We start from the raw sequence: 24672 nt of genomic DNA, 5'->3' as shown, positions 1-24672 counted from the left end.
TTTGGTGTTTTGCCCTACAAAACACCAACGGGCGCGGGAGCCCCCCTTTGCCAGCGCCACTCCTGTAGAGTTTTCTCACCCAGAGGCTGCGTCACCCAAAAGGACAGATCCTGCATGTTTGAACAGAGAGACATTCGTCTTTGATTTGGAGCAGACCCTAGGGCGCGCGCCACGGAGCAAAACCAAACATCACGTAGTCACGTTGATACAGAGAAGACACCTGTTTCTCCAGCGCCGCATCCCAGATATCCCCTAGGCGATAGGGGTAATCCTCAGGCGCAGGCGTCGGCCGACCCGGTGTTGTACGGCCCAGTTTCTGCGCCAGAGCAGGCAGGGCCTCGGCCAACTCTTCCTCGCGCAACACCAGATCTGGCGCGCCGAGCTCTGCCAGTCCGGAATGGGCCAGCGATTGGCTGGCCCATTCCGCATCCACCCGCACCGAGGTTTGTCCAGCCAGATTGGCCTGCAAAAAGGTCAGAAACTGAGAGAAAGCCGCATAGTGATCTGCCTTGCTATAGCTGTCATCCGGGCCATCCTTGGGCAGCGGCAGCTTAAACTGCCGTCTCAGTGTCTCGCGAATGCTGCCATAGCTGCTGCCGCCTTTTTGCAAAATCCTGCGACAGAACACGGAATGCACCCGCGCTGCCGGATGCCGCAAGACGGTAAAGCTGCGAAACCCCGGGTTTCCCCGCTTCCACTGGCGCAGCTGTTTCTGGTTCATTTTTTGGATCAAACCCTCGGGCGTCACATTGTCGAGTCCGGCCATCCAGGCGGTCACTTCCGTCTCTGGTCCGCCCCTGATGGGCAGATACAGCAGCGGTGTCACCACCCCAGCCACATAACCCGGCACCGACGGCCCCCTGCGGGGTTCAAAATTGGGGGTGCGGCTCAGGTTGAAACGGTCCATCTCCGCCAGCGCCTCTGCCATCACGCCTGGGTTCTCCACCTTTGACACAACCGGCGCCGGATTTTGCCGTTTCAGACTATCATCCAAAGCCTCAAGCTGGGAGTCTACGCCCAGCCAGCGCGCCAGGCCGTTCATCACCTCAAGGTTTTGAAGATCCTCATAGGCCAGGTAAAAGCCCGTCTGTCCGGATTTCTGCAGCCGGTTCAGCAGGGTGATCTGAAAATCCTGCAACGCCTCTACATGTTGGGCAAATTCAACACCATCAAACTGCGCCAAGGCCTCTTTGCGACGTTTCACATTGGTCAGTTTCCACTGACCCGTGGCCTTGGCAATCTTCCAGGAGACATAGCTGTCCAACGGATTTCGGGTCAGGATTACCTTGGCGCAGCGCGGATCCTCCAGCGCCAAATCCAAAACCCGTGGGTCATGGTCGTGAAAGTAGCGAAACCCCCCCAATACCCCCGCTTCGGACTTAATCTGAGAGATCAGACAACCGGGGTTGTCTTCGCGCATGTCCTGAGTGATCCCCAGAATATTGTCCTTGTTGGGATAGCCAATGAAATGTGGGTTAAACGCCTCGCCATGGCAGGTTACCCCATCAAAGGCGTTGAGATTGGCTTCCAGAAAATTGGACCCTGTCCGCATTTCGGCAAAGACAATGAAATAGTCAAAAGAAGCTGTCATATTCTATTTACGCACCAGATAGGGTTTTCTGGGAGGTTTTGGCATGTTTACCGGCCCTTGCTCCACCGAGAAATCCCCCATCAGATAGGGGTGCATCCCCTGGTTCTTTAGATTTTGCAGGAACTGACCAAAACCATCAAGGTTGACCATCGTCGGGGCCTCGCTCAAATGCCGGGGCAACTGCGGGCCCAGTTCATCAAGAATGGTTTGCAAAGGCTCCATCGGCGCCTCGATGAATTCGGCCATCGTCCAGATCCGCACCCGTGCCTTGGTTTCCTGATCACGCAGCAGGTTCAGATATTTGGCTTCAAGCTGCTGCAGCCGGGCGGCCTCGCGGCGCAGATCGGTAAAATTCTGATTCGAGCGGAACAGTGGAATCGCCCAGGCACCGCTAATGACCGAGATCTGCGCATTTTGATCGCGCGCCAGTACCTTGCAGATCTTCTGGTTGTCCCCAGGACCAAACTGAAAACACTGACGCTCGCCACGGGTGTTCCAGATCAGATTGGTCAAAAAGCTCTGCACGTTGTAGTCGCGGGTTTTGGCATTGTCGGTCAAAGCGCCATTGATCATCGCGCCCCCCCCGGCCAGCTCGGCCCGCTCTGGGGCAAAGAGATGGCCATGCACCCTTGCCCCGGTGATCCGCGACAACCAGCTCTCAAAATCTTCAAACAGCTCTGAAAAGCCCTGAAACACCGAATAGGGATTTGAAGTGACGCTATTGACCGACCAGCGCCCGGGAAAGCGGCTTTGCATATAAAGCCCCGGACGGCCACGGGTCCGCCGCTCCACCGCCTTGGCAAAAATGCGGTCGATTTTTCCGGGGTTGGGTTCGGTTTTCTTCATCGCCCCGGCGCTATCGGTTAGAAATGTCTGATACAGCCGGTCCGCTTTTGGCCAGATTTTGCGCGCAACAAAACAATCCGAGCGTCGCAACAGCTGCAAATGGTCATCATAAAAGATATGCGGCTTGCCCTGAAAATCGAACTTCGACAGCGTCAGTGAGCGGCTTTCGATATTGGTGGAGTATTGCCGCGCCAAAGTCTGATAATAGCTCTCGTCCGGGATCCAGACTTTTTGAAAATAGGCGTCATAGGTTGGCCGCTCGGGGTCTTCCAGGATGGCTGACAGGGTTTGACGCGTCAGGCACCACCATTGGCTGCCCATATGCGGCACCAGCCCCGCCGGAATGCGACGGCGCATGCCGAGGCGTCGTTGCAGATCCACATAGCGATCAAACAGATAGCGGTGTTTTTTCCAGGAAAAGGGAAAGCGCAGGGTAAAGCGTTCAAAATCCAACCCGCCAACGATCCAGGGCACATCCGCTGTGGTGGCGCTTTCGATAAAATCGGTACGCGGACGGGCGGCAAGATAGTCTACCAGCTCCTCAACCGGGCGCAGCGGCAGGCAGGATCCGGAGGACAGATAGACATGACGCACCGCTGGAAACTCTTTCAGCATCAGCTCCGAGGCCGATTGCGACGCGGCAACAATGCCCCAGGTGCCCCATTCGCAACGATGCCTTTTGCAAAAATTGATCAGCGGATCCTGCGCCAGGCTTTGGCGAAATTTGCGAAAGACGGCCCCATCAACATTCTTGTCCACATGCAGCACCACAGGGCAGCCGCTGGCCGTCCAATGGCGCGCCACCTGAGCAGCACGGTCCAGTGCGGTATGCACCAGCATGACAATGCCAACGGCGCTCATGCCCAGTTCCCTTTGGACATCAACCCCAGGATCTCCAGCTGGCGCCAGTTGATGTATTTCTCGCTCCATTTGCACCAAAGCTCGGGCTGCTGCTCCAGACCTTCGGCATAGGCCTTGTATTCGCGCGAATTGGCGTAATGCTCGCTGCGTGCCAGCTCCTCTGCCGCCTTGGCCCCCAGGGTATCTAGAAACTTGGTATGCAGCAGCGCGCCACTGGCCTTTTCACCGCCGTCTGTTTCATAGACCTGGTTCAACCCGCGCGGCAGCAAGGAATGGGTTGAGCTGACATAGGCATAGCGGCGATCCCATTTCACCAGCGGCGTCTTGTTCAGCGCCGGCGCCCGTTTTGGTTCATCCGCAAAAAACACCCGCGCCCGCGGCCCGCCCTGGATCCAGAGATTGCCATACATCAGGTTCTTGCTGATGGTGTAATTTCCACTGTCGAACCAATTGGCGATCTCCATCGGGTTTTGACCGGCCTGATAGGGCACATCGCCCAAACGTCCCTTGGGATAGGTATCAATCAGCATCGCTGAAAAGCTGCGGATTGCCGAATTGTCCAACCAATCCGTGAGGGCCTGAATGGGGCGGGTGTCGCAGAAGGGGTAGATAAAGAACTCATCCGGGTCGACCACCAGAACCCAATGCCCATGGGCATATTTGCGCTTGAGATAATTCATCCAGTCGACCCCAAAATGGGAGCGCCGATAACTGGCATGGGTCTGCCACAAGGATACATCGCCCATGCCGCTCAGATACTGCGTGGTGTCATCATCCGAGCCGTTGTCGACAAAGAGAAAGTGATTCACCCCCAGTTTGCGATAATATTCGAGAAAGTAAGGCAGCCGGATCTGTTCATTGCGCATGGTTGAGACCAGCAAAACATCGTCACGTTGAATGGTGCCGGTATTGTCCTGCAGACAGGTCAGCTCACCCGACTTGCGCACGGCCCGGACCAGCCAGCGCTTGCGCCGAACGCGCATACGGTAAGAATCCCAAAGCCCCACAACAACTCCATGCCCATTTTGCAGAATGCCCCGTGGCAGACGCCGCAGCTAAATTCAGGTGTCAATTTCGGCGGTGAATTGATCCCTGCCTTAACGGTTAATATGTCATGGAAAAACACTACTAACAACGGATTTAGAAACAGTTATGGGCCAACTTGGCGGCAGAAAACCGTTAAATTTCCCGGGCACCTGTCGCCGCTCAGGTCTTTACCAGCGCAGTTCTGGCATCAAGCCTAATGCACAAAGCTGCGCAGGCCCCTTATATTTCTGCGCATGCTCCTGCCAAAGATCAGGCGCCGTGCTGAGGTCGTCATAGTAATGATCAAAGGCCTGCGGGGTGTGAAAATGCTGTTGGCGCTGCTTTTCGGTTGCTGATTTGGAAACAATCTCGGGCAGGAATTTGGTGTGCAGCAATACCCCGGCGGGCTCTGTGCCGCCCGGCCCGGCGTATAGACGGTTCAAATCAGGGGGCAATAGCGAATGGGTTGAATTCACATAAGCATAGCGCCGGTTCCACTTCACCAGCGGGATCTTGTTCAAGGTGGGGGAGCGCTCTGGTTCGGTGGCAAAAAACACCCGCTCACGCGCGCCGCCCTGCAGCCAGAGATTGCCCATGGGCGGTTGCCGTATCGCCCGGTAAGGGCCGGCATCAAACCAGTTCAGCACCTCAAGCGGATCCTGTCCCGCCGCATAGGGCTGATCGCCAAGTGCGCCTTTGGGGTAAAGGTCCAGCATCATGGCACCAAACCCCGGCAGGCCCTGATGATCCAGGCGCGCGGTCAAATCGCACAGATCATGTCGCTCTATGCCATCATAGACCAGCAGCTCATCGGCATCGACCGTCAGGCACCAGTGACCATGGCCATAGCGCATCTGCAGCCAGGTGCTCCAGTCCAGGCCAAAGCGCGCCTCTCTGTAGCCCGCCGACGATTGCCACAGCGATAAATCTGGCTGATCTCTCAAATAGTCTGCACTGCCATCCGTGCTGCCATTATCGACCACCAGAAAATGCGCCACCCCAAGCGCGCGGTAATAGTCCAAAAAATAGGGCAGCCGCGTGCTTTCATTGCGCAACACCACAAAAGCCAGCAGATCGCCCTCGGTAATCTGGTCACTGCGGTCCGCCAGCTTGCGCAGCTGGTGACGCGCGCGCAGCGACCGCCACAACAGCCGCCGCCGCTTCAGGCGCAACCGATACCGTTGTCGCCAGTTCGGCGGCAAAAGAGCGGGTGCACCGGTAGATTTCACATCAGGCCTCGTAATGACCCGCCTGATGCCATTTCCAGGCATCAGCGATCATGGTGTCGAGGTCAGAGCGCGTTGGCTCCCAGCCCAGATCGGTGATGGCGCGGGTCGACCCCGAAACCAGCTTGGTGCAATCTCCAGCCCGGCGTGGGCCAGTATTGCAGGGCACCGGCCGCCCGGTAACAGCCGCGCCCCGGTCCATGACCTCGCGCACCGAAAACCCGCTGCCAGTGCCCAGGTTAAACACCTGGCTGCCCTTGTCTGCTTCCAGCCATTTCAGACCCAGAACATGGGCATCCACCAAATCACAGACATGCACATAGTCCCGAATGCAGGTGCCATCGGGGGTGTCGTAATCGGTGCCGAAAATGGTCAGGGCATCGCGTTTGCCATCAATGGCATCCAGCACCAGTGGCACCAGATGGGTTTCGGGGCGGTGGAACTCGCCCACTTCGGCTTCTGGGTCCGCGCCTGCCACGTTGAAATAGCGGAAAATCACCGAACGCAGCCCATAGGCGGCGCCAAAATCCTTGAGAATATCCTCAACCGCGCGCTTTGAGGCGCCATAGGCGTTCAGCGGCAACTGTGGGGTATTTTCGTCGAGCACCACGTTGTCATGCTCTCCATAGGTGGCGCAGGTGGAGGAAAACACAAAGTCCAGACATCCCGCCGCCACGGCGGCCTCAATCAGATTAAGCGACCCGCCGGTATTGTTGGCCCAATAACGCCCCGGCTCGCTCATCGCTTCGCCAACCTGGCTCAGCGCCGCAAAGTGCATAACCGCCACTGGCTTATACTTGGCAAAGACCTCATCCAGCCGAGCACGATCCTGTAAATCCCCCTGCTCAAAGGGGCCAAATTTCACCGCATCCTTCCAGCCGGTCACAAGATTATCAAAGGTCACAGGGCTATAGCCCGCCGCCTTGAGCGCCTTGCAGGCATGTGATCCGATATATCCGGCACCGCCGGTCACAAGAACAGTCTTCACGTCAATATTGCCTTTTCAAAGGTCCCAAACGTCAAAGCCCCCCACCCGGCAGGGCCATGGTCGATTTACTCGGCGGCCTGGTCCATCTGGGTGACCTTGTGGAGGTGCTGCATCAGATCGTCCCGCAGCTCTGGGCGCGACAGGGCAAATGAGACCGTTGCCTGCAAGAAACCCGCCTTGGAACCGCAGTCAAAGCGTTCGCCCTCAAAGCGGAAGCCATGGGTCGGCACCTGGGCGGCGATATCCTCGGCAATGGCATCGGTGAGCTGGATCTCGCCGCCGGCGCCCGATTTCATCTTGTTGAGATTGCGCAGCACCGAAGGCGCCAGGATGTAGCGGCCAATCACCGCCAGGTTCGAGGGCGCCTCGGCCGGTTTGGGCTTTTCGACCATGCCACGGGCGGCAACCACCGCGCCGGAAGTCTCGGCCCCGGCGCAGGGATCCAGAACCCCATAAGAGGCGGTCTGCGCGGGGGAAACCTCCATGGTGGCGACCATATTGCCACCAATGTCCGCATAGGCATCGACCATCTGCTGCAGGCAGGGTTTTTCTGCGGCAATAACATCATCGGGCAGGATCACCGCGAAGGGTTCATTGGCGATCAGACGGCGGGCGCACCAAACCGCATGGCCCAGACCCAGGGCCTTGTGCTGGCGCAGATAGGCAATGGCGCCGCTGTCCATACAGGTGTTCTTGAGGATCTCCAGCAGATCATCCTTGCCTTTTTTGCGCAGCTCCTGTTCCAGCACCGGGGCGTGATCAAAGTAATCCTCCAGAGCGCCCTTACCGCGGGAGGTGACAAAGATGAACTCCTTGATGCCTGCCGCGCGGGCCTCGTCGATGGCGTATTGCACCAGGGGGCGATCCACCAGGGTCATGATTTCCTTGGGCACCGATTTGGTGGCGGGCAGGAACCGGGTGCCAAGACCCGCAACCGGGAATATCGCTTTTGTCACTTTTTTACGCATCAAATTTCTCACTCATCTACGTCTAAGGCGAACTTGTCTGCAAAAGGCAGTCACCTGGACTTTTAGTTCGTTAGCCAGTCACCCCTTTAGGGGCAGGCATGGGCGCAGCCGACCCAAATGCATCAAATAGCGATGCTCCCACACGGAGTATTATAACTACAAATTGGGTAGTTTTCATGACGTGGCTCAACTCCGCACCTGAGATCTGTCGAATAAAGACTGCGCCGCATAGGGGAATTTGCTTAATTATTGCCCATTTTCACCATCATTGCCTCAATACGCGCCACATCTTCGGGGTTATTCAGCTCCCAGAATTCCCGGCCACGTGCCTCTACCTGAACGCAAAGTATCTTGCGGTTGTTTTCCAGAAATCGCAGTTGCTCCAAGCCCTCTAGCTGCTCCAGCGGACCAACTGGCCAGCTTGGGTAGTCAGCCAGCGCATCAGGTCGATAAGCATACACCCCAACATGATGATAAACAGGCGTTGGCGCCGCGCCCTCAAAGTGCTCGGCGCAGAAGGGAATAACCTCTTTGGAGAAATAGAGCCCGCTGTGATCGCGGCCAAAAACCGCTGTGGTGCCGCCAACGCGCCCCGCTGCGCGATCGGCCAGCAGACTGTTGAGCGTCTCTCCATCGCATTGCAGCACCGGTGTTGCCAGCCCCATGTCGGGGGCGGCACGCAGCCCCGCCACCAGATCCTCGATGAACCAATGGGGCGTCAAAGGCGCGTCTCCCTGCAGGTTCACCACCACCTCATAGCCGCCGCCCAGCGCCGCATGGGCCTCGGCACAGCGTTCGGTGCCGTTGGCACAACTCTGCGAGGTCATCACAACTTCGGCGCCAAACCCTCGGGCTGCTGTCTGGATACGATCATCATCAGTCGCCACAACCACCCGATCAACCCCCTGCACGGCACAGGCCGCGCGCCAGGAGCGTTCAATCAAGGTGTGCTTATCTCCATTGGCGCCGGTCAGTTCGACAAGCGGTTTGCCGGGGTAACGGCTGGAGGCATAGCGGGCGGGAATAACGATCAGAACAGACATTAAGCTTCTTTCAACTCAACATCAGGTGCATGGGCAATAAAGAAGGGGTTGGCATAGTCTTCCTTGCCATAGAGCAACGGCGAATGATCGTCGAAGCGGACCACTTTGCCACCGGCCCCAGACAGCACCGCATGGCCGGCTGCGGTGTCCCATTCCATAGTGCGACCAACGCGGGGGTAGATGTCCGCCTCGCCAGTAGCCACCAGACAGAATTTCAACGAAGAACCTGCGCTTTTGCTGTCCTTGACGGCGTATTTATTGATGTAGTCCTCGGTCGCTTGGTCCCGGTGTGATTTGGAGGCCACAACCATCAGCGCTGCATTGTCGCTTTTGGCAACCCGGATGGGGCGCGTCTCGCCCATCACAGCCGGATCAAAGGCGCCAGTTTCTTCCACAGCGGACCCATCCGCCAGAGTAAAGAACATGCGGTTCTTGGCGGGAGCATAGACCACACCGCGGGTGGGCATGCCCTTCTCAACCAGAGCGATATTCACGGTGAAATCGCCGCGCCGGTGAATGAATTCTTTGGTTCCGTCCAGGGGATCCACGATCAGGAAGGTATCACCGCGTGCCTTGTGCGATTCGGATTGCTCTTCGGTGACCAGCATCACGTCAGGAAATGCACCGCGCAGCCCCGCAGAGATCAGAGCATCCGCAGCCTCATCCGCAGCCGTTACCGGGCTGTCATCAGACTTTACCTTCACCTCGAACTCATCGGAGTTGTAGATTTCCATGATCTTGTTGCCGGCTTCGATCGCCAGGCGGCGGATCACTGGAATAAGCTCTTCGTAGGTCACACACGCGCTCCTTGCTCGAAAGGGTTAATTGAAAATTTGCCTCCGCCCCCTTATGCTGACTCGCAGGTGGATCATCAAGAAGTCCCTTGGAATATCGGTCAGCTTTTTTGGCCCCCATACAGATCGCAGGCAAAATGTTTCAGATCCGTCCAAAAACGACAGGAATTTTCAGCGCCATCTCACTCTTTGAGGTGGTGTTTCATTCTGTCGTGCGCAGTGTCCGTTCAAAACACAATAATGCGCTCATCGCCTTGGGAATGAATATTATGCAGGCGGTGATGTTTGTCGCTGTCTTCTACTTTATGTTCTCGGTGCTGGGGATGCGCGGGTCTGCTATTCGGGGCGACTTCCTGCTCTATGTGATGTCGGGTATCTTTCTGTTCCTGACCCATACCAAAACCGTTGGTGCCGTTGCCGGCGCCGAAGGCCCTGCCAGCCCGATGATGCAACACGCACCAATGAATACAATGGTGGCGATTCTCTCGGCAGCGCTTGGCTCGCTTTACATCCAGACGGTGTCGCTGTTTCTGATCCTGTTTGTCTACCATGTGGCCTTTACCCCGCTGGAGATCGAACAGCCCATTCAGGCCTACGGCATGATCCTGCTGTCCTGGGTCACCGGGGCCGCTGTTGGCTTGGTGTTTCTGGTACTGAAACCCTGGGCGCCTGGCGTAGTGGGCATCATGACCACCATCTATCAACGTGCCAATATGATCGCTTCGGGCAAGATGTTCCTGGCCAATACCCTGCCCAGTTTCATGTTGGCGATGTTTGACTGGAACCCGCTGTTTCACTGTATTGATCAGGCGCGGGGCTTTGTTTTTATCAACTACAACCCCCATTACAGCAACTGGGAATACGCCGCCTGGGTGGCGCTGATCCTGGTGGTGATTGGCCTGATGGGAGAGTTCTATACCCGTCGGCATGTCTCGATCAGCTGGAGTGCGCGGCGATGAGGCAAAGTCTGGCTGCCGTCCTCTTTGGATTGACCTGCCTGACTTTTCCCGTCGCAGCGCAAGATCTCCCGGCGCTGTTTCACGTCGTCGATGTGTCTGAGAATGACGTTTTGAACATACGCTCAACTGCATCCGCAAAATCGCAGATCATTGGCTTCTTCGCTCCCGCTGAAGATCAAATCGAGGTCATAACCCAAGATGAGACCGGAAACTGGGGGCTGGTGAATGTTGGTGAAACCTCAGGCTGGGTCTCCATGCGTTTTCTCACCGCTTCACAACCAAACAATCACGGCCCCAGCTGTTTTGGCACCGAACCGTTCTGGTCAGCCCGTGCCCTCTCGCAATATCAAGGCCGAACGCTGACCTTTTCGCTGCTCGGAGGCCCAGAAGAGACGGTTCCGCTGATCGAGCGTCGCTCGCGCAACAATCAAACGCGCGAAAGCGGCAGCTTCACTGGGCAGTCGCTTTCCGGTCACTACGTAATCTCACGTCAGGTCTGTTCAGACGGGATGTCGGACAGGGTGTTTGGCCTGACGGCCGATTTCTTGATCAACCAGAATGGTGAATGGGTTCAGTACTCGGGCTGTTGCTCGCTAACTTCTAACTAGGTCACCACCCGCAGGGTCAGGTTTATGCGCCCGCCCTTGGGCAGCAGTCGCGATGATTGGAACCGGATCCGGTCCACCCCGTGATAGGCAAGCCGCGCCGCGCCACCCATCACCACCACATCGCCAGAATTGAGCCAGATACTATCCGTTTTGCCGCCGCGCCGGGTGTCACCCATCCGAAACAGCCCATCGTCCCCCAGGCTGACCGACACCACGGGAAAAGAAAAATCCGCCTCATCCTTGTCCTGGTGCAGCCCCATCTTGGCATCCGGGCCAAAATAATTCAGCAGACAGGACTCCGGTTGCCGCTGCAAACCCGTAACCCCATGCCAAAGCTCCAGCAGCCTGTCAGGGATCGCAGGCCAGCCCATGCCCTTGGGGTGATTTTCGACGTAGCGATAGCCGGTCTCATCCGCAATCCAGCCGAATTTCCCTGCCGATGTCATACGCACCGACAATTTTCTTCCCCCCGGCGCGGTAGGAGAGAACAGCGGGGCAGTCCGTAAAATCGGGCGCAGGACCTCAATCAGGGCGCGCTGAGAGGCGAGATCCAGATAGCCCTTGTGGATTTCAAACCCACGCAATCGCAACAAGCTCATGCCGATTATTCCATTCTTAACTACATCACATGCAAAAAAGCGCACTGAATCGCATTTCTCGGTGCGTTCTGGCGCTTGCAGGGTCAATTTCTGCTCCCTATATACGCCGTGACGCAGTGAGGTGCAGACCCCGCTGCAACAAAATCGGGGCCTGGATGCCACAACGGGTTCAGGCCGCGGGTAATCGCCTTAGTAAGTAAAGGGATCAAAATGAGCAAAGTTATCGGGATTGACCTCGGAACCACCAACTCTTGTATTGCTATCATGGATGGCTCGCAGCCGCGCGTTATTGAAAACGCCGAAGGCGCACGCACCACACCATCGATCGTTGCCTTCACCGACGACGAGCGTCTGGTTGGTCAGGCCGCCAAACGCCAGGCCGTCACCAACCCGGACAACACCGTCTTTGGCGTCAAGCGCCTGATCGGTCGCCGGTTTGACGATGCAGACCTCGCAAAAGACAAAAAGAACCTGCCGTTTGAATTGATCAGCGGTGGCAATGGCGATGCATGGGTCAAAGCCAAGGATGAGAAATACTCTCCTTCGCAGATCTCCGCCTTCATCCTCGGCAAGATGAAAGAAACCGCAGAATCCTACCTGGGCGAAGACGTAACCCAGGCGGTGATCACGGTTCCTGCCTATTTCAACGACGCCCAGCGTCAGGCCACCAAAGACGCCGGCAAAATTGCTGGCCTCGAAGTGCTGCGCATCATCAACGAGCCAACAGCCGCCGCGCTGGCCTATGGTCTCGACAAGGAAGAAACCCAGACCATCGCGGTTTATGACCTTGGTGGTGGTACCTTCGACGTGACCATCCTGGAAATCGACGACGGCTTGTTCGAAGTGAAATCGACCAACGGCGACACCTTCCTCGGCGGTGAAGACTTTGACATGCGCATCGTCAACTACCTGGCGGGTGAGTTCAAAAAAGAACACGGCGTTGATCTGACCAAAGACAAAATGGCCCTGCAGCGTCTGAAAGAAGCCGCTGAAAAAGCCAAGATCGAACTGTCGTCTTCCAGCCAGACAGAAATCAACCAGCCATTCATCTCGATGGATCCCTCCTCGGGTCAGCCGCTGCACATGGTTATGAAACTGACCCGTGCCAAGCTGGAATCGCTGGTCAACGACCTGATCAAAGCCTCGATGAAGCCCTGCGCTGCCGCTCTGAAAGACGCTGGCCTGTCGGCCTCTGACATCGACGAAGTTGTTCTGGTTGGTGGTATGACCCGGATGCCAAAAGTGATCGAAGAGGTCACAAAATTCTTTGGCAAAGAGCCCCACAAAGGTGTGAACCCTGACGAAGTGGTTGCCATGGGTGCCGCCATTCAGGCCGGCGTTCTGCAGGGCGATGTCAAAGACGTTGTTCTGCTCGACGTGACGCCTCTGTCGCTGGGTATCGAAACCCTGGGCGGTGTATTCACCCGCCTGATCGACCGCAACACCACCATCCCGACCAAAAAGTCTCAGGTCTTCTCGACCGCCGAAGACAACCAGTCGGCTGTGACCATCCGGGTTTTCCAGGGTGAGCGCGAAATGGCGGCGGACAACAAGATGCTGGGTCAATTCAACCTCGAAGAGATCCCACCAGCGCCCCGTGGCCTGCCACAGATCGAAGTAACCTTTGACATCGACGCCAACGGCATCGTTTCGGTTTCGGCCAAAGACAAAGGCACCGGCAAAGAGCAGGTTATCACCATCCAGGCTTCTGGTGGTCTGTCCGATGCCGACATCGACCAGATGGTCAAGGACGCGGAAGACAACGCCGAGGCGGACAAAGAGCGTCGCGAGCTGATCGAAGCGCGGAACCAGGCCGAAAGCCTGATCCACTCGACCGAAAAGCACGTCGAAGAGCATGGCGACAAAGTGGATCCCTCCACTGTCGAAGCCATCGAGCTGGCTCTGGCCGCGCTGCGGGATGATCTGGAAGGAGACGACGCCAGCGCCGAAAAGATCAAGGCAGGCGTCCAGAACGTCACCGAGGCCTCCATGCGTCTGGGCGAAGCCATCTACAAGGCTGCTCAGGAAGACGCGGGCGATGAGCCTTCTGCCGCTGACGACAGTGCCGCTCCCGGTGACGACGACATTGTCGACGCCGAATTCGAAGATCTGGACGGCGACAAGCGCTAAGGTCTGAACTACTTGGCCGCAACGGGCCGGTCCGACCACGGACCGGCTCGTTGTCGTTGAGGCAGCAGGGGTAAACCGATGTCGAAACGCGATTATTACGATATTCTCGGTGTGGCCAAAGGCGCCAGCGCTGATGAAATCAAAAAAGGCTTTCGCAAGAAGGCCAAAGAGCTGCACCCGGACAGCAACAGCGATAACCCGGATGCAGAAGCACAGTTCAAAGAGGCTAACGAGGCCTATGACGTCCTGAAAAACGCCGAGAAGAAGGCCGCCTATGACCGCTTTGGTCATGCTGCCTTTGAAAACGGCATGGGCGGCGGCGGCGGTGGTCGTGGCCCTGGTGGACCCGGTGGCGGCAACGGGGACTTCTCCTCGGCCTTCTCCGATGTCTTTGACGATCTGTTTGGGGACTTCATGGGCGGCCGTGGTCAGGCCGGCGGCGGGCGTCAGCGCGCCTCTCGTGGGGCTGATCTGCGCTATAACCTGCGCGTCTCTCTGGAAGAGGCCTTCTCTGGGCTGCACAAGACCATCAAGGTACCCACGTCGGTCTCTTGTACCTCGTGTGACGGCTCCGGTGCCGAAGGTGGCGTAGAACCCACCACCTGCCCAACCTGTTCCGGTATGGGCAAAGTGCGCGCGCAACAGGGTTTCTTTACCGTGGAACGCAGCTGCCCGACCTGTTCCGGTCTGGGTCAGATCATCAAGAACCCGTGTAAAACCTGCCACGGTCATGGCCGGATTGAAAAGGACCGCTCCCTGTCGGTGAATATCCCCGCGGGAGTGGAAACCGGCACCCGCATTCGCCTGGCTGGTGAAGGCGAGGCTGGCCTGCGTGGTGGTCCTCCGGGTGATCTTTACATCTTTGTCGATGTCTCCGCCCATGATCTGTTCGAACGCGACGGCAACAATCTCTATTGCCGGGTGCCCGTCTCCATGGCCAAGGCCGCGCTTGGGGGCGCCATCGAGGTGCCCACCATCGACGGTGGCCGGGGCCGCGTGCAGATCCCCGAGGGCAGCCAGTCTGGCCGCCAGATGCGTCTGCGCAGCAAGGGCATGCCCGCCCTGCGTGGCGGCGGCGTTGGCGACATGTTCATCGAACTGGCGGTGGAAACACCCGTCAGCCTGACCGCCCGGCAAAAGGAAATCCTGCGCGAATTCGAGGACCTGTCGGAAGACACCACCAACCCCGAATCCCGCAGCTTCTTTTCCTCGGTCAAGGGCTTCTGGGACGGTATGAAAGGGTGATGTGAGCCTCGCTCACCCCCTCAAAACCAAAACATCACCATTAAAAGCGCTCCTTTGGGGGCGCTTTTCTTTTGCGGCCTGCCTTTCACCGCCTAGCCTTGACCCCGCTCCAGACCAGCAGCAGAGGGCTCCAGATGGCACATGGCAAGGCAGGCAGCACTGGCACCCTACCGCTGTTCGCAAACGAGGCTCTGACGACACAGGAGCCCCCGGCTCCAGCGCCGCTCAAGGCCGGGCGCTTGCCCTCTTACATTAAGGACCACCGCATACGCCTGCGGCAACGGTTCCGCGAAGGCGGGGCTGCTGCGATGCCGGACTATGAGCTGCTAGAGCTGGTTCTGTTTCGCGCCCTGCCGCGCCAGGATGTGAAACCGCTGGCGCATCAACTACTGAAACAGTTTGGCGACTTCGCCCGCGTTGTCAGCGCCCGGCCGGAACGGCTGGCCCAGGTCAAAGGTGTCGGCGAGGCACTGATCACTGACCTCAAGGTGCTGGAGGCCGCCGCTCAGCGTATGGCCCGCGCCCGGGTGATGCAGCGGCAGGTGATTTCCAGCTGGGACGCTTTGCTGGACTATTGCCACACCGCCATGGCCCACCGCAGTACGGAACACTTCCGGGTGCTGTTTCTGGATCGCAAAAACTGTCTGATCGCGGATGAGGAACAGGCCCGCGGCACCGTTGATCATGTGCCGGTCTACCCCCGTGAGGTGGCCAAGCGGGCGCTGGACCTGAACGCCAGCGCGCTCATTTTAGTGCACAACCATCCTTCTGGCGATCCGACGCCCTCTGCCAGTGACATCGACATGACCGAGCGAATCAATCAGGCGCTCACTCCGCTGGGGATCACCCTGCATGACCATCTGATCATTGGCAGTAATGCTGAACTCAGTTTCCGTGCAGAAGGTCTGTTGTTGTAACCGCCACGGTGGCCAGGGGCGCCAACTGCGCCGCGTCAGCGGCGCCGGGCCCAAAGCGCTTTGTCTCATCTGTGATGAGGCCAAAAGCTGCGGGAGCCCCCCCCCCTTTGGCGGCGCAACAAAGCGGCTTGGCAACAGGGCAAGCGGGCCTTGGGTTATTGCACCCAGACCTCGACCCGGCGGTTGACCTGGCGGCCCCAGCCACTGTCATCGCAGGCCATGGGCAGCGCCTCCCCAAAGGCATCCACCTGCACCGAAACCCGCGCGACGCTGCCTGGCTCCGCCGTGGCCAGCACTGCATCACGCACGCTCTCCGCCCGCTTCAACGCAATACTCCGGTTGCCGGCTGCCGCCCCATCTCCATCGGAGAACCCTACAAAATTGAGCACCTTACCGTCGTAAAGCCCGGTTTCCAGCGCCCGGGCCAATTGTTCCACGTTGCTGCGAGACTGCGCATCCGGGCGGGCGGAGCCTGCCTCAAAGCGAAATGAGGTGGTCAGACGGCGAAACCCGGTCAATCTGCGCACCAGCCGTTGCAATTCTGCCAGTTCCACCTCGGGGCCGGCCGCCAAAATTGCATTGCTCAACCGATCCCCTTGGGCGTTCATCGAAATATGCTCAGGCGCCTGATCGACAAATCCGGCCCGTCTGATCACGATCTGCGCCCCTGGACCACGCACATAGGCAAGAAAGTCTCGCGCGACCTTGGCCAGACGGCGTTGCGGCAGATATAAAAACATCGGCGCCGTCAGCGGGTAGTCTTCGGTTTTAATCCCACGCCGATTGGCCCGAAGCGAAAACCCGCAGCCCCCCGTCAGGGTCAACATCCGGGTAGAGCCGACGTTGGAAAAACTGCTGATGCCAATTGCAAAGGGATCGGTCGCAACCCTCCGCACCAGGGCCGCCCCGCGCTCGTGATACCGCAGATCCTGCGTCAGCTGCACCCCTGACGCGGCCAAAACCCGATCTGCAAAGCCCTGGGTCAATCCAGAGTTCGCCAGGGGCATATGCACGGAAATCGGCGCATCCGGTCCACCCAGCGTCTGCCAATTGGTGATTGCACCGGAAAACACTGCCGCCAGATCCGGGATCGATATCCGCGTGACCGGGTTCTCGGGCGAGACCACCGGTACCATGGCATCCAGCGCCACAATCCGGCTACGCTGAGCCACCGTCATATCCCCCAGCCCAGCGGCACGGGCCAGTGTTTGTTCCGTGGGGCGCATTTCACGCAGGGCCATCACGATATCGGCCTGCTGTGCGATCAAATCGGCAAAACCCACATCGGTGGTGCTGACCAGAAAGGAAAACCGCGCCACAGGGCGCCCCTCACGCTGGACCAAAAGATATTCGAAATTGCCGTCAGGCAGGGATTCGCGTTGGGTTTTATAGCCATTGCGCAGGGCAAAACCTTCGATCAAGGCCGGCAAAAGAACCTCTGCCATCTGCGCTGAACCGGACAGGGTAACCTCGGCGACAAAGTCCGACAGGCTGGGACAGCCTGGCCCTTCGCAACTGACCCCTGATCCATCAAGCGTCAACTCTCCAAACTTGGTTTCGACCCGATAGAATTCTCCATCGAATCCCAAAAGATTGCCGCTGATCTCAACCACGCCATCGGGGGACGACAGGGTGACATCCTGCGCCCGTCCACTGAGCGCAGTGACAAAAAGGAGAAGTGCGGCGCAAACCGCCGCACGAAAATTGACCATGTGAAGTCCTGAATTAGCTGCAGATTATCTTGCAGCGATTTTCAGGTTTTCTACCAGATTATTCAACACCAGAAAATCACCAGTTGCCGTGCAATCTGGCATGTTGAGAACCAGATCCCGCGTTTGAACCCGTCCGGCGACAACCCGCAGGCTCTGCGCTGCGATTTCGCGGCCACAATTTATTTCGGTGATCTCTGCCTCGATACTGATTTCGATGACACCCGCTTGTGCGGCGGGCTCGCCCGTATCTCTTTGAAAGCTATAAATCTCTGCCAGGCGCGGCACCAGTTGAGCGGCATCGCCTAGCTGAACCATCTTGCCAGCGGAGGCCTGATTGGGGTCAGCCCCATGCCAGACATGACCGTTTTCGCCGTATTGCGCCCCGAATTCGCGGGCATGTATTTCGAACCCACTGTTGCCACTCCATTGCACCACAACCCGGTCGACCTCTGCCATATCCGGCACCGCCACCTGCACAACCGCACCCAAAGGCGCCGGGTCGGTATCCGTCGCAAGACTGGCAGGCTCAACAATAAAGGTGGCCATGCTGGACAGCGCTGGGATCACCAGATCCAGCTGCCCGTCCGGTCCAAGTGTTTCTGTGACCATCATGCCATGATGGTGCAGGGTAATCCGTTCATTTCCCCGGCAAGTCGCGGCGATTTTCAGCGCCACCAAGGCGCCAGGAAGAGCGGTAGCACCGGCTGTCACACCGCAGGCTGCAACCGGCAGCTGACGGCCCCCTGTCGGTCGTTCCGAAGCAGCGGTTTCATCTTCATCCGCAAGATCAGGGTTCGCAGATGTCAGGGTAATTTTTTCGATGGAAATCGGTTTGGCCAACGCCGGTTCCTGCGGCAACTGCTGTCCAGCCAGATCAGAATCGCCGCCCGAACCCGCAGGCGCAACGGTGGAAGGCTGCATAAAGAAGCCAATCCCCAAGGCACAGGCCGCCGTGGCCGCGCTGATCAGAAGTATGCGTTTGTTCAGCATTTCAACTCTCCAACGCCCGATCAATAAACCTAATTCGGGCCTTTAGATCTGACCCGCAAAAGGAGGCCGGTTTATGGCCACCCGTTGATATGATTTGGGCATTTATCCTCAGTTTGACCAAATAGGGCGCAGCGATCTGCCACGCAGTTTTGGTGAACTCGGGATAAGAGCTAGCCAAAAAGAATTAACCCCGACCAAAGGCCGGGGCTATTTATGATTAGTTTATGATGTATCCCAACGGGCCCAGGGTCAGGTCAGACGTCCGTGGCAATGTTTGAACTTTTTACCCGATCCGCAGGGACATTTGTCATTGCGCGACGGGTTGCCCCAGGTTGAGGGATCATCCTCAACAAATCCGGGCGCCGCATCCTCTGGGTTGGCTTCTGGTGTTGCAGCAGCCCCACCCAACGCCATTTGCTGCATGGCAGCCTGACGTGCGGCCATTTCAGCCAACATCTTCTGCTGCTCTTCATCGGTCATTGGACGCACCCGGCTCAGCTGCTGGGTCACATCTTCGCGCAGGGAATCGAGCATGGTTTCAAACAGCTGGAAGCTCTCGTTTTTATACTCGTTCAGCGGATCACGCTGTGCGTAGCCGCGGAAGCTCACGACCGAGCGCAAATGTTCCAGCGTCAACAGATGTTCACGCCATTTGGCATCAATGGTCTGCAGCAGCACCTGTTTTTCGATGTTGCGCATGCTTTCCGGACCAAAGGCTGTGGTCTTTTCCTGCATCATCTGGTCAGCGGCTTCGGCCAGGCGTTCCGACATCTGCTCATCGTCGACGCCCTCTTCGGCGGCCCAGTCAGCTACCGGCGCATCCATGCTCAACTTTTCCAAAACGGCGGCATGTAGGCCTTCAATGTCCCACTGCTCGGCATAGGTTTTGGGCGGCATATAGGTGTCGATCAACTCTTCGATCACTTCATGGCGCATATCGCCGACGATTTCAGACAGGTCTTCGGCTGCCATGATTTCACGACGCTGACCAAAGATCACCTTACGCTGGTCATTCATCACATCGTCAAATTTGAGCACGTTCTTACGCATGTCAAAGTTACGACCTTCGACCTTGGCCTGGGCGCGTTCCAGCGATTTGTTCACCCAGGGGTGAATGATCGCTTCGCCTTCCTTCATGCCAAGGCTCGACAGAACCTTATCCAGCCGCTCAGAGCCAAAGATCCGCATCAGATCGTCTTCGAGACTGAGATAGAAACAGGTGCGCCCCGGATCCCCCTGGCGACCAGAACGGCCGCGCAGCTGATTGTCGATCCGGCGGCTTTCGTGACGTTCAGAGGCCATCACACACAGGCCACCCGCCTCCAGAACCTTTTTCTTTTCTTCGGCGTGCTTGGCTTCTTCCTCGGCCCGCAGAGCAACAGGATCCGCATCTGGGTTGGCCTCAAGCGCCGCCATCACGATCATATCGACATTGCCGCCCAGCTGAATATCAGTCCCCCGGCCCGCCATATTGGTGGCGATGGTTACCGCGTTGAGCCGACCCGCATCCGCAACGATCTGGGCTTCCTGCTCGTGGTGACGGGCGTTCAGCACGTTATGTTTGATGCCCTCTTTCTGCAGCATCATGCTCAGCAGTTCGGACTTCTCGATTGAGGTGGTCCCCAACAACACCGGCTGGCCTTTGGCATGGGCGGTCTTTGTCTCATCCACCATGGCCTGGAACTTTTCAGCCGCCGTGCGGTAGACCCGGTCGTCCTCGTCCACCCGTGCGATGGGTTTGTTTGTCGGCACTTCAACCACGCCCAGACCGTAGATTTCAGCAAATTCCTCGGCTTCGGTCAGGGCTGTGCCGGTCATGCCGGACAGCTTGTCATAAAGGCGGAAGTAGTTCTGGAAAGTGACAGAGGCCAGCGTGGTGTTCTCCGGCTGGATATTGACCTCTTCCTTGGCCTCAATCGCCTGATGCAGCCCCTCAGAAAGACGGCGCCCCGCCATCATCCGTCCGGTGAATTCATCAATCAGCACCACCTCGCCATCGCGCACGATGTAATCCTTGTCCCGCTGGAACAACTTATGTGCCCGCAGAGCCGAATTCACATGGTGCACCACGGTGGTGCTTTCAGGGTCATACAATGAGGCTTCTGCCTCCAGCAGGCCGTGCTCGCGCAGGGTCTGTTCGAGAAAGTCATTGCCTTCCTCGGTGAAGGTTACACCACGGGTTTTTTCATCAATTTCGTAGTGTTCTTCCGACAAAAGAGGGATCATCTTGTCGATGGTAATATAGAGCTCCGAACGATCTTCTGCCGGGCCAGAGATAATCAGCGGTGTCCGCGCTTCGTCGATCAGGATCGAGTCGACCTCATCCACGATGGCAAAGTTGTGCTGCTTTTGGAAAACTTGATCCAGGCTGGGCTTCATGTTGTCGCGCAGATAGTCAAAGCCAAGTTCGTTATTGGTGGCATAGGTGACATCGCAACCATAGGCCGCCATCTTTTCTTCATCAGGCTGCCCCGACCAGATCACACCAGTTGTCATGCCAAGCGCATCAAAGACCTTGCTCATCCATTCGGAGTCACGTTTGGCCAGATATTCGTTCACCGTCACCACATGCACGCCACGTCCGGTCAGCGCATTCAGATAGGCCGGGAGGGTCGCCACAAGGGTTTTCCCCTCGCCGGTCTTCATCTCGGAGATGTTCCCCTGATGCAGGAAGATCCCGCCCATCAGCTGGGTATCAAAGGCCCGCAAGCCCAGAGCCCGGCGTGCACCTTCGCGCGCATTGGCAAAGGCCTCTGGCAACAGCGCATCCAGTGACTCGCCCTCCAGAGCCCGCTTGCGCAGCTCAACGGTTTTGTCTTTGAGACCCTCGTCGCTGAGTTTCTCGAACGTGTCTTCCAGCGCATTGATTTGAGCAACCAATGGCCGTGTCGCCTTGATTTTACGGTCATTCGGTGTCCCGAAAACCTTTTTGGCGAGTGTTCCGATACCCAGCATGTGTTCTCCAACGATCCTCTTGGTGGCCCTGATGTCAGGCAGGCTTGCCCGTCGTGGTCGCAACCCATAAACAATAGTGGAAACGACGGTCCGGCCCCGGGCCTCTTTTGGGATGTAAGGGGCAGGAAAATAAGTGTCAACGCCGCGCCCCTTTGCGGCCCGGGAATAGGAAGAATTCAATGCGTAAAGGTCTCACTTTTTTGCAAGGTACAGCAGTGGCTCTATTTATGGCCCTGCCCCTGCCTGCATTGGCCGCGCCACATGCCAATACCGTGATTGCAACCGTCAACGGCGAAGAGATCACGCTGGGTCACATGATCATGGCCCGCGACAGTCTGCCAGAGCAGTACAAGCAATTGCCGGATGATGTGCTGTACAATGCCATCCTTGATCAGCTGGTGCAGCAAACCGCGCTAAAGCAGGAGCTGCACGGCGGTGTGCCCCATTATGTACAGCTGGCGGTTGAGAACGAACAACGCGCCCTGCTGGCCGCCAATGTCATCGAAACCGTGATGAACTCCGCAAGCAATGAAGAGGCTCTGCGTCAGGCCTATGAGGATAGATACTCGGATGGCGACGGCGGTGACGAATTCAACGCCGCGCATATTCTGGTTGAAACCCAGGAAGACGCGCTAGAGATCAAATCCGAGCTGGATACCGGAGCCGATTTTTCGATCATGGCAAAAGAACGCTCGACCGGGCCCTCTGGCCCCAATGGCGGCGATCTGGGTTGGTTTACCAAGGGACGCATGGTGCCCGAATTCGAACAGGCCGTGCTGGAGCTGCGGGCCGGGGAAATCTCTGATCCCGTAGAGACCCAGTTTGGCTGGCACCTGATCCTGCTCAAAGAGCGGCGCAAGACCGCTGCCCCCGCCTTTGAAGAGGTCCGCGAAGCGCTTCAACAAGAACTGCAGAGTGCCGCTGTCGAGGCCCGCGTCAGCGATCTGACCGCTGCAGCAATCATAGAACGTCCTGAAATTGACGATCTCGACCCCGCGATTTTGCGCGATCTGAGCCTGGTAAGGAACTAATTATGGGCGATAGCCTCCCCCGTTCGCCTTTGGCGCCCTCTTCCTTTCCGCAACTGCCCGTGATTAAAGGCCTGCGTCTTTGCGCCGGGGCCGCCGGGGTGAAATACCAGGGCCGCAACGATGTGATGCTGGCGGTGATGGATCCCGGCACCACGGTTGCCGGCACCTTCACCCGATCCAAAACCCGTTCGGCGCCGGTACGCGATTGTCAGGCAAAACTTGGCGGTGACAGTTCTGCCGGAGCTGCCATTCTGGTAAACTCTGGCAATTCCAACGCCTTTACCGGCCATTATGGCCAAACCTCGGTGGCAGAGATCTGTGCCGCAGTGGCTGACATCACCGGCCTGCCCGAGGCGCGTATCTTTACCGCCTCCACCGGTGTCATTGGCGAGCCCCTGCCCCATGACCGCATCATCGCCCAGATCAAAGATCTGAACGATGGCCTGGACGCGACGGCGCTGGAAGCCGCTGCAGAGGCGATCATGACCACCGACACCTTTGCAAAGGGGGCCTCGGCCGAGGTGACCATTGGTGGTGAAACCGTATCGATTGCCGGTATCGCCAAAGGCTCCGGTATGATCGCACCGGATATGGCCACCATGCTGGTTTATATCTTCACCGATGCACAGCTGCCGCAAGCCGCCCTACAGGCCGAGCTCAGCCGTCTTTGTGACCGCAGTTTCAACTGCATCACTGTGGACAGTGACACCTCCACCTCGGACAGTCTGATGCTCTGTGCTACCGGTGCTTCCGGGGTTGATGTCTCTGACAGTGCTGAATTTTCCCAGGCGCTGGAAGCCGTGATGCTGGACCTGTCGCACCAGGTGGTGCGCGACGGCGAGGGCGCGACAAAATTTGTCGAGATCCAGATAACCGGTGCAGTGTCAGATGCCGAGGCAAAGATCCACGGGCTCTCCATTGCCAACTCACCGCTGGTGAAAACCGCAATTGCCGGCGAAGATCCCAATTGGGGTCGGGTGGTGATGGCTATTGGCAAATCCGGGGCCGAAGCTGACAGAGACCTGCTGTCGATCTCCTTTGGTGATGTTCTGGTGGCCGAAAAGGGCTGGGTTTCCCCCAATTACCGCGAAGAAGACGGCGCTGCCCAGATGACCCGCGATGAGATCACCATCAAGGTGGACCTGGGCCTGGGGGATGGAACCTGCACTGTCTGGACCTGCGATTTGACCCATCAATACATCACCATCAATGCGGATTACCGATCATGAAAACCGTTCTGGTGTCCGCTGTCGCGCTGATTGATATTGAGGGGCGAGTGCTGCTTGCGCAGCGCCCTGAAGGCAAATCCATGGCTGGTCTGTGGGAATTTCCCGGCGGTAAGATCGAAACCGGTGAAACACCCGAAGCAGCCCTGATACGCGAATTACAGGAGGAACTGGGCATCGACACCTGGTCTTCCTGCCTGGCACCGCTGACCTTTGCCAGCCACAGCTATGAAACCTTTCACCTGCTGATGCCGCTATTTGCCTGTCGCAAGTGGGACGGCATTCCTCAGGCCCGCGAGGGGCAAACCCTCAAATGGGTCCGTCCGCAGGAGTTGCGCAGCTACCCCATGCCTGCCGCAGACATCCCGCTGATCCCCATTTTGCGCGACTGGCTGTAGACCGGCGCTAGAACCCAAAGCAAACAGGGCCTCTGCATCATCGCGTGCGGCCCTGTTTATGCGCTCCATGCAGCCTGTTTTGCACTAAACAGGGCCATCATGTGGGCCTTCATGCCTAGCGACCAGAAAATAACCGTCAAATGCCTGGAATTTTCTAAAAATGATTCGCACCGCGAATCACCAGAAACCTTTTGTTAACTATTTTGTCAGAAATTGGGCAGAACATTAACAAACCCACTCAAAATAGCGTTTATTCAGGGTCAACACAGACGACCAGAGGATCTCAAAACGGCTCTATGTTCTCCCCAGGACGCCAACAAGAGATCCTCGGCAGGTTCATACAGGCAGTACCTATCGTGCAGTGCAGCTATAAGATCCTCAAGGATCACAACTTATCGCGCTGCTCTCGAAAGACCACCACTCACTCACAGAACCGGGGCAGCCATTGGCTGCCCCATCTGCGTTTTGACCTGGTTGCACGGGCGCACCGACATCCACAAAAACGAAGGCAGACAAAAACCAGTCTGCAAAAGAAAAAGCCCCGGCTGAACTGCCAGGG

General features: G+C 57.6%; 20 protein-coding genes. 8 read left to right on the top strand and 12 right to left on the bottom strand.

Features of this window, described 5'->3' with window-relative positions:
• Nucleotides 1–157 precede the first annotated feature (157 nt).
• The 8 genes from QZ268_RS06130 to cysQ form a co-directional block, all read right to left on the bottom strand.
• The gene (locus QZ268_RS06130) at nucleotides 158–1591 is read right to left on the bottom strand and encodes a sulfotransferase family 2 domain-containing protein (protein ID WP_295449632.1); all 1434 of its coding nucleotides are present in this window, start codon (nucleotides 1589–1591) and stop codon (nucleotides 158–160) included.
• Between the two features lie 3 nt (nucleotides 1592–1594).
• Nucleotides 1595–3298, bottom strand: coding sequence for a beta-1,6-N-acetylglucosaminyltransferase (locus tag QZ268_RS06125; RefSeq protein ID WP_295449628.1), 1704 nt, complete (start codon nucleotides 3296–3298; stop codon nucleotides 1595–1597).
• On the bottom strand, nucleotides 3295–4281 hold the full coding sequence (locus QZ268_RS06120; protein WP_295449625.1) for a glycosyltransferase family 2 protein: 987 nt from the start codon (nucleotides 4279–4281) through the stop codon (nucleotides 3295–3297). Before QZ268_RS06120 ends, QZ268_RS06125 begins: the two co-directional genes overlap by 4 nt.
• Before the next feature lie 231 nt (nucleotides 4282–4512).
• Complete coding sequence (locus tag QZ268_RS06115) at nucleotides 4513–5553, bottom strand: glycosyltransferase family 2 protein (protein ID WP_295449622.1); 1041 nt, start codon at nucleotides 5551–5553, stop codon at nucleotides 4513–4515.
• A 1-nt stretch (nucleotide 5554) separates the two neighbouring features.
• A complete protein-coding gene (galE, locus tag QZ268_RS06110; RefSeq protein ID WP_295449619.1) occupies nucleotides 5555–6538 on the bottom strand; it encodes a UDP-glucose 4-epimerase GalE in 984 nt (327 codons plus the stop codon).
• A gap of 65 nt (nucleotides 6539–6603) precedes the next feature.
• Nucleotides 6604–7506, bottom strand: coding sequence for a UTP--glucose-1-phosphate uridylyltransferase (locus tag QZ268_RS06105; RefSeq protein ID WP_295449616.1), 903 nt, complete (start codon nucleotides 7504–7506; stop codon nucleotides 6604–6606).
• 242 nt (nucleotides 7507–7748) lie between these two features.
• Nucleotides 7749–8549, bottom strand: coding sequence for a manno-octulosonate cytidylyltransferase (locus QZ268_RS06100; protein WP_295449613.1), 801 nt, complete (start codon nucleotides 8547–8549; stop codon nucleotides 7749–7751).
• Nucleotides 8549–9346, bottom strand: coding sequence for a 3'(2'),5'-bisphosphate nucleotidase CysQ (cysQ, locus tag QZ268_RS06095; RefSeq protein ID WP_295449609.1), 798 nt, complete (start codon nucleotides 9344–9346; stop codon nucleotides 8549–8551). Before cysQ ends, QZ268_RS06100 begins: the two co-directional genes overlap by 1 nt.
• A 134-nt stretch (nucleotides 9347–9480) precedes the next feature.
• Here cysQ and QZ268_RS06090 point away from each other — a divergent pair, with 134 nt between their 5' ends.
• Complete coding sequence (locus QZ268_RS06090) at nucleotides 9481–10302, top strand: ABC transporter permease (RefSeq protein WP_295449606.1); 822 nt, start codon at nucleotides 9481–9483, stop codon at nucleotides 10300–10302.
• Nucleotides 10299–10910, top strand: coding sequence for an SH3 domain-containing protein (locus QZ268_RS06085; RefSeq protein WP_295449603.1), 612 nt, complete (start codon nucleotides 10299–10301; stop codon nucleotides 10908–10910). The genes QZ268_RS06090 and QZ268_RS06085 overlap by 4 nt, the downstream gene beginning before the upstream one ends.
• On the opposite strand, the gene QZ268_RS06080 is transcribed toward QZ268_RS06085, so the two are convergent.
• A complete protein-coding gene (locus tag QZ268_RS06080) occupies nucleotides 10907–11509 on the bottom strand; it encodes an alpha-ketoglutarate-dependent dioxygenase AlkB (protein ID WP_295449599.1) in 603 nt (200 codons plus the stop codon). The two genes, QZ268_RS06085 and QZ268_RS06080, sit on opposite strands and share 4 nt — an antisense overlap.
• 210 nt (nucleotides 11510–11719) lie before the next feature.
• Here QZ268_RS06080 and dnaK point away from each other — a divergent pair, with 210 nt between their 5' ends.
• The 3 genes from dnaK (at nucleotide 11720) to radC (ending at nucleotide 15801) form a co-directional block, all read left to right on the top strand.
• Nucleotides 11720–13639, top strand: a complete 1920-nt coding sequence (dnaK, locus tag QZ268_RS06075) for a molecular chaperone DnaK (protein WP_295449596.1) — start codon at nucleotides 11720–11722, stop codon at nucleotides 13637–13639.
• A 78-nt stretch (nucleotides 13640–13717) separates the two neighbouring features.
• Complete coding sequence (gene dnaJ / locus QZ268_RS06070; protein WP_295449593.1) at nucleotides 13718–14884, top strand: molecular chaperone DnaJ; 1167 nt, start codon at nucleotides 13718–13720, stop codon at nucleotides 14882–14884.
• Nucleotides 14885–15018: 134 nt separating this feature from the next.
• The gene (gene radC / locus QZ268_RS06065) at nucleotides 15019–15801 is read left to right on the top strand and encodes a DNA repair protein RadC (RefSeq protein ID WP_295449590.1); all 783 of its coding nucleotides are present in this window, start codon (nucleotides 15019–15021) and stop codon (nucleotides 15799–15801) included.
• A 155-nt stretch (nucleotides 15802–15956) separates the two neighbouring features.
• Here radC and QZ268_RS06060 read toward each other — a convergent pair whose 3' ends face one another.
• The 3 genes from QZ268_RS06060 to secA all read right to left on the bottom strand — a co-directional run bounded on the left by QZ268_RS06060 (nucleotide 15957) and on the right by secA (nucleotide 21458).
• Nucleotides 15957–17513: a phosphate ABC transporter substrate-binding/OmpA family protein gene (locus QZ268_RS06060; RefSeq protein WP_295449587.1), complete on the bottom strand. Its 1557-nt coding sequence runs from the start codon at nucleotides 17511–17513 to the stop codon at nucleotides 15957–15959.
• A 24-nt stretch (nucleotides 17514–17537) separates the two neighbouring features.
• Nucleotides 17538–18503 (bottom strand): hypothetical protein, encoded by a 966-nt coding sequence (locus tag QZ268_RS06055; protein WP_295449585.1) that lies wholly within the window; start codon nucleotides 18501–18503, stop codon nucleotides 17538–17540.
• 249 nt (nucleotides 18504–18752) lie between these two features.
• Nucleotides 18753–21458, bottom strand: coding sequence for a preprotein translocase subunit SecA (secA, locus tag QZ268_RS06050; RefSeq protein WP_295449582.1), 2706 nt, complete (start codon nucleotides 21456–21458; stop codon nucleotides 18753–18755).
• A 179-nt stretch (nucleotides 21459–21637) separates the two neighbouring features.
• On the opposite strand from secA, the gene QZ268_RS06045 reads away from it, so the two are divergent.
• The 3 genes from QZ268_RS06045 to mutT are packed head-to-tail and all read left to right on the top strand — an operon-like array spanning nucleotide 21638 to nucleotide 24113.
• Entirely contained in the window at nucleotides 21638–22489 is an 852-nt protein-coding gene (locus QZ268_RS06045) for a peptidylprolyl isomerase (protein WP_295449579.1), read from the top strand.
• Nucleotides 22490–22491: 2 nt separating this feature from the next.
• Nucleotides 22492–23718, top strand: a complete 1227-nt coding sequence (argJ, locus tag QZ268_RS06040) for a bifunctional glutamate N-acetyltransferase/amino-acid acetyltransferase ArgJ (RefSeq protein ID WP_295449575.1) — start codon at nucleotides 22492–22494, stop codon at nucleotides 23716–23718.
• Nucleotides 23715–24113 (top strand): 8-oxo-dGTP diphosphatase MutT, encoded by a 399-nt coding sequence (gene mutT / locus QZ268_RS06035; protein WP_295449572.1) that lies wholly within the window; start codon nucleotides 23715–23717, stop codon nucleotides 24111–24113. Before argJ ends, mutT begins: the two co-directional genes overlap by 4 nt.
• Nucleotides 24114–24672: the final 559 nt, after the last annotated feature.

Origin of the sequence: uncultured Pseudophaeobacter sp. (genome assembly GCA_905479575.1) — a bacterium.
Taxonomy (GTDB): Bacteria; Pseudomonadota; Alphaproteobacteria; order Rhodobacterales; family Rhodobacteraceae; genus Pseudophaeobacter.
This window is presented reverse-complemented; position numbering and strand designations above follow the sequence as displayed.

Coding starts and splice junctions, on each gene's coding strand:
- QZ268_RS06130 (WP_295449632.1), bottom strand. CDS start 1,591: ATGACAGCTTCTTTTGACTATTTCATTGTCTTTGCCGAAATGCGGACA.
- QZ268_RS06125 (WP_295449628.1), bottom strand. CDS start 3,298: ATGAGCGCCGTTGGCATTGTCATGCTGGTGCATACCGCACTGGACCGT.
- QZ268_RS06120 (WP_295449625.1), bottom strand. CDS start 4,281: ATGCGCGTTCGGCGCAAGCGCTGGCTGGTCCGGGCCGTGCGCAAGTCG.
- QZ268_RS06105 (WP_295449616.1), bottom strand. CDS start 7,506: ATGCGTAAAAAAGTGACAAAAGCGATATTCCCGGTTGCGGGTCTTGGC.
- QZ268_RS06100 (WP_295449613.1), bottom strand. CDS start 8,549: ATGTCTGTTCTGATCGTTATTCCCGCCCGCTATGCCTCCAGCCGTTAC.
- QZ268_RS06090 (WP_295449606.1), top strand. CDS start 9,481: ATGTTTCAGATCCGTCCAAAAACGACAGGAATTTTCAGCGCCATCTCA.
- QZ268_RS06085 (WP_295449603.1), top strand. CDS start 10,299: ATGAGGCAAAGTCTGGCTGCCGTCCTCTTTGGATTGACCTGCCTGACT.
- QZ268_RS06080 (WP_295449599.1), bottom strand. CDS start 11,509: ATGAGCTTGTTGCGATTGCGTGGGTTTGAAATCCACAAGGGCTATCTG.
- dnaK (WP_295449596.1), top strand. CDS start 11,720: ATGAGCAAAGTTATCGGGATTGACCTCGGAACCACCAACTCTTGTATT.
- dnaJ (WP_295449593.1), top strand. CDS start 13,718: ATGTCGAAACGCGATTATTACGATATTCTCGGTGTGGCCAAAGGCGCC.
- radC (WP_295449590.1), top strand. CDS start 15,019: ATGGCACATGGCAAGGCAGGCAGCACTGGCACCCTACCGCTGTTCGCA.
- QZ268_RS06060 (WP_295449587.1), bottom strand. CDS start 17,513: ATGGTCAATTTTCGTGCGGCGGTTTGCGCCGCACTTCTCCTTTTTGTC.
- QZ268_RS06055 (WP_295449585.1), bottom strand. CDS start 18,503: ATGCTGAACAAACGCATACTTCTGATCAGCGCGGCCACGGCGGCCTGT.
- secA (WP_295449582.1), bottom strand. CDS start 21,458: ATGCTGGGTATCGGAACACTCGCCAAAAAGGTTTTCGGGACACCGAAT.
- QZ268_RS06045 (WP_295449579.1), top strand. CDS start 21,638: ATGCGTAAAGGTCTCACTTTTTTGCAAGGTACAGCAGTGGCTCTATTT.
- argJ (WP_295449575.1), top strand. CDS start 22,492: ATGGGCGATAGCCTCCCCCGTTCGCCTTTGGCGCCCTCTTCCTTTCCG.
- mutT (WP_295449572.1), top strand. CDS start 23,715: ATGAAAACCGTTCTGGTGTCCGCTGTCGCGCTGATTGATATTGAGGGG.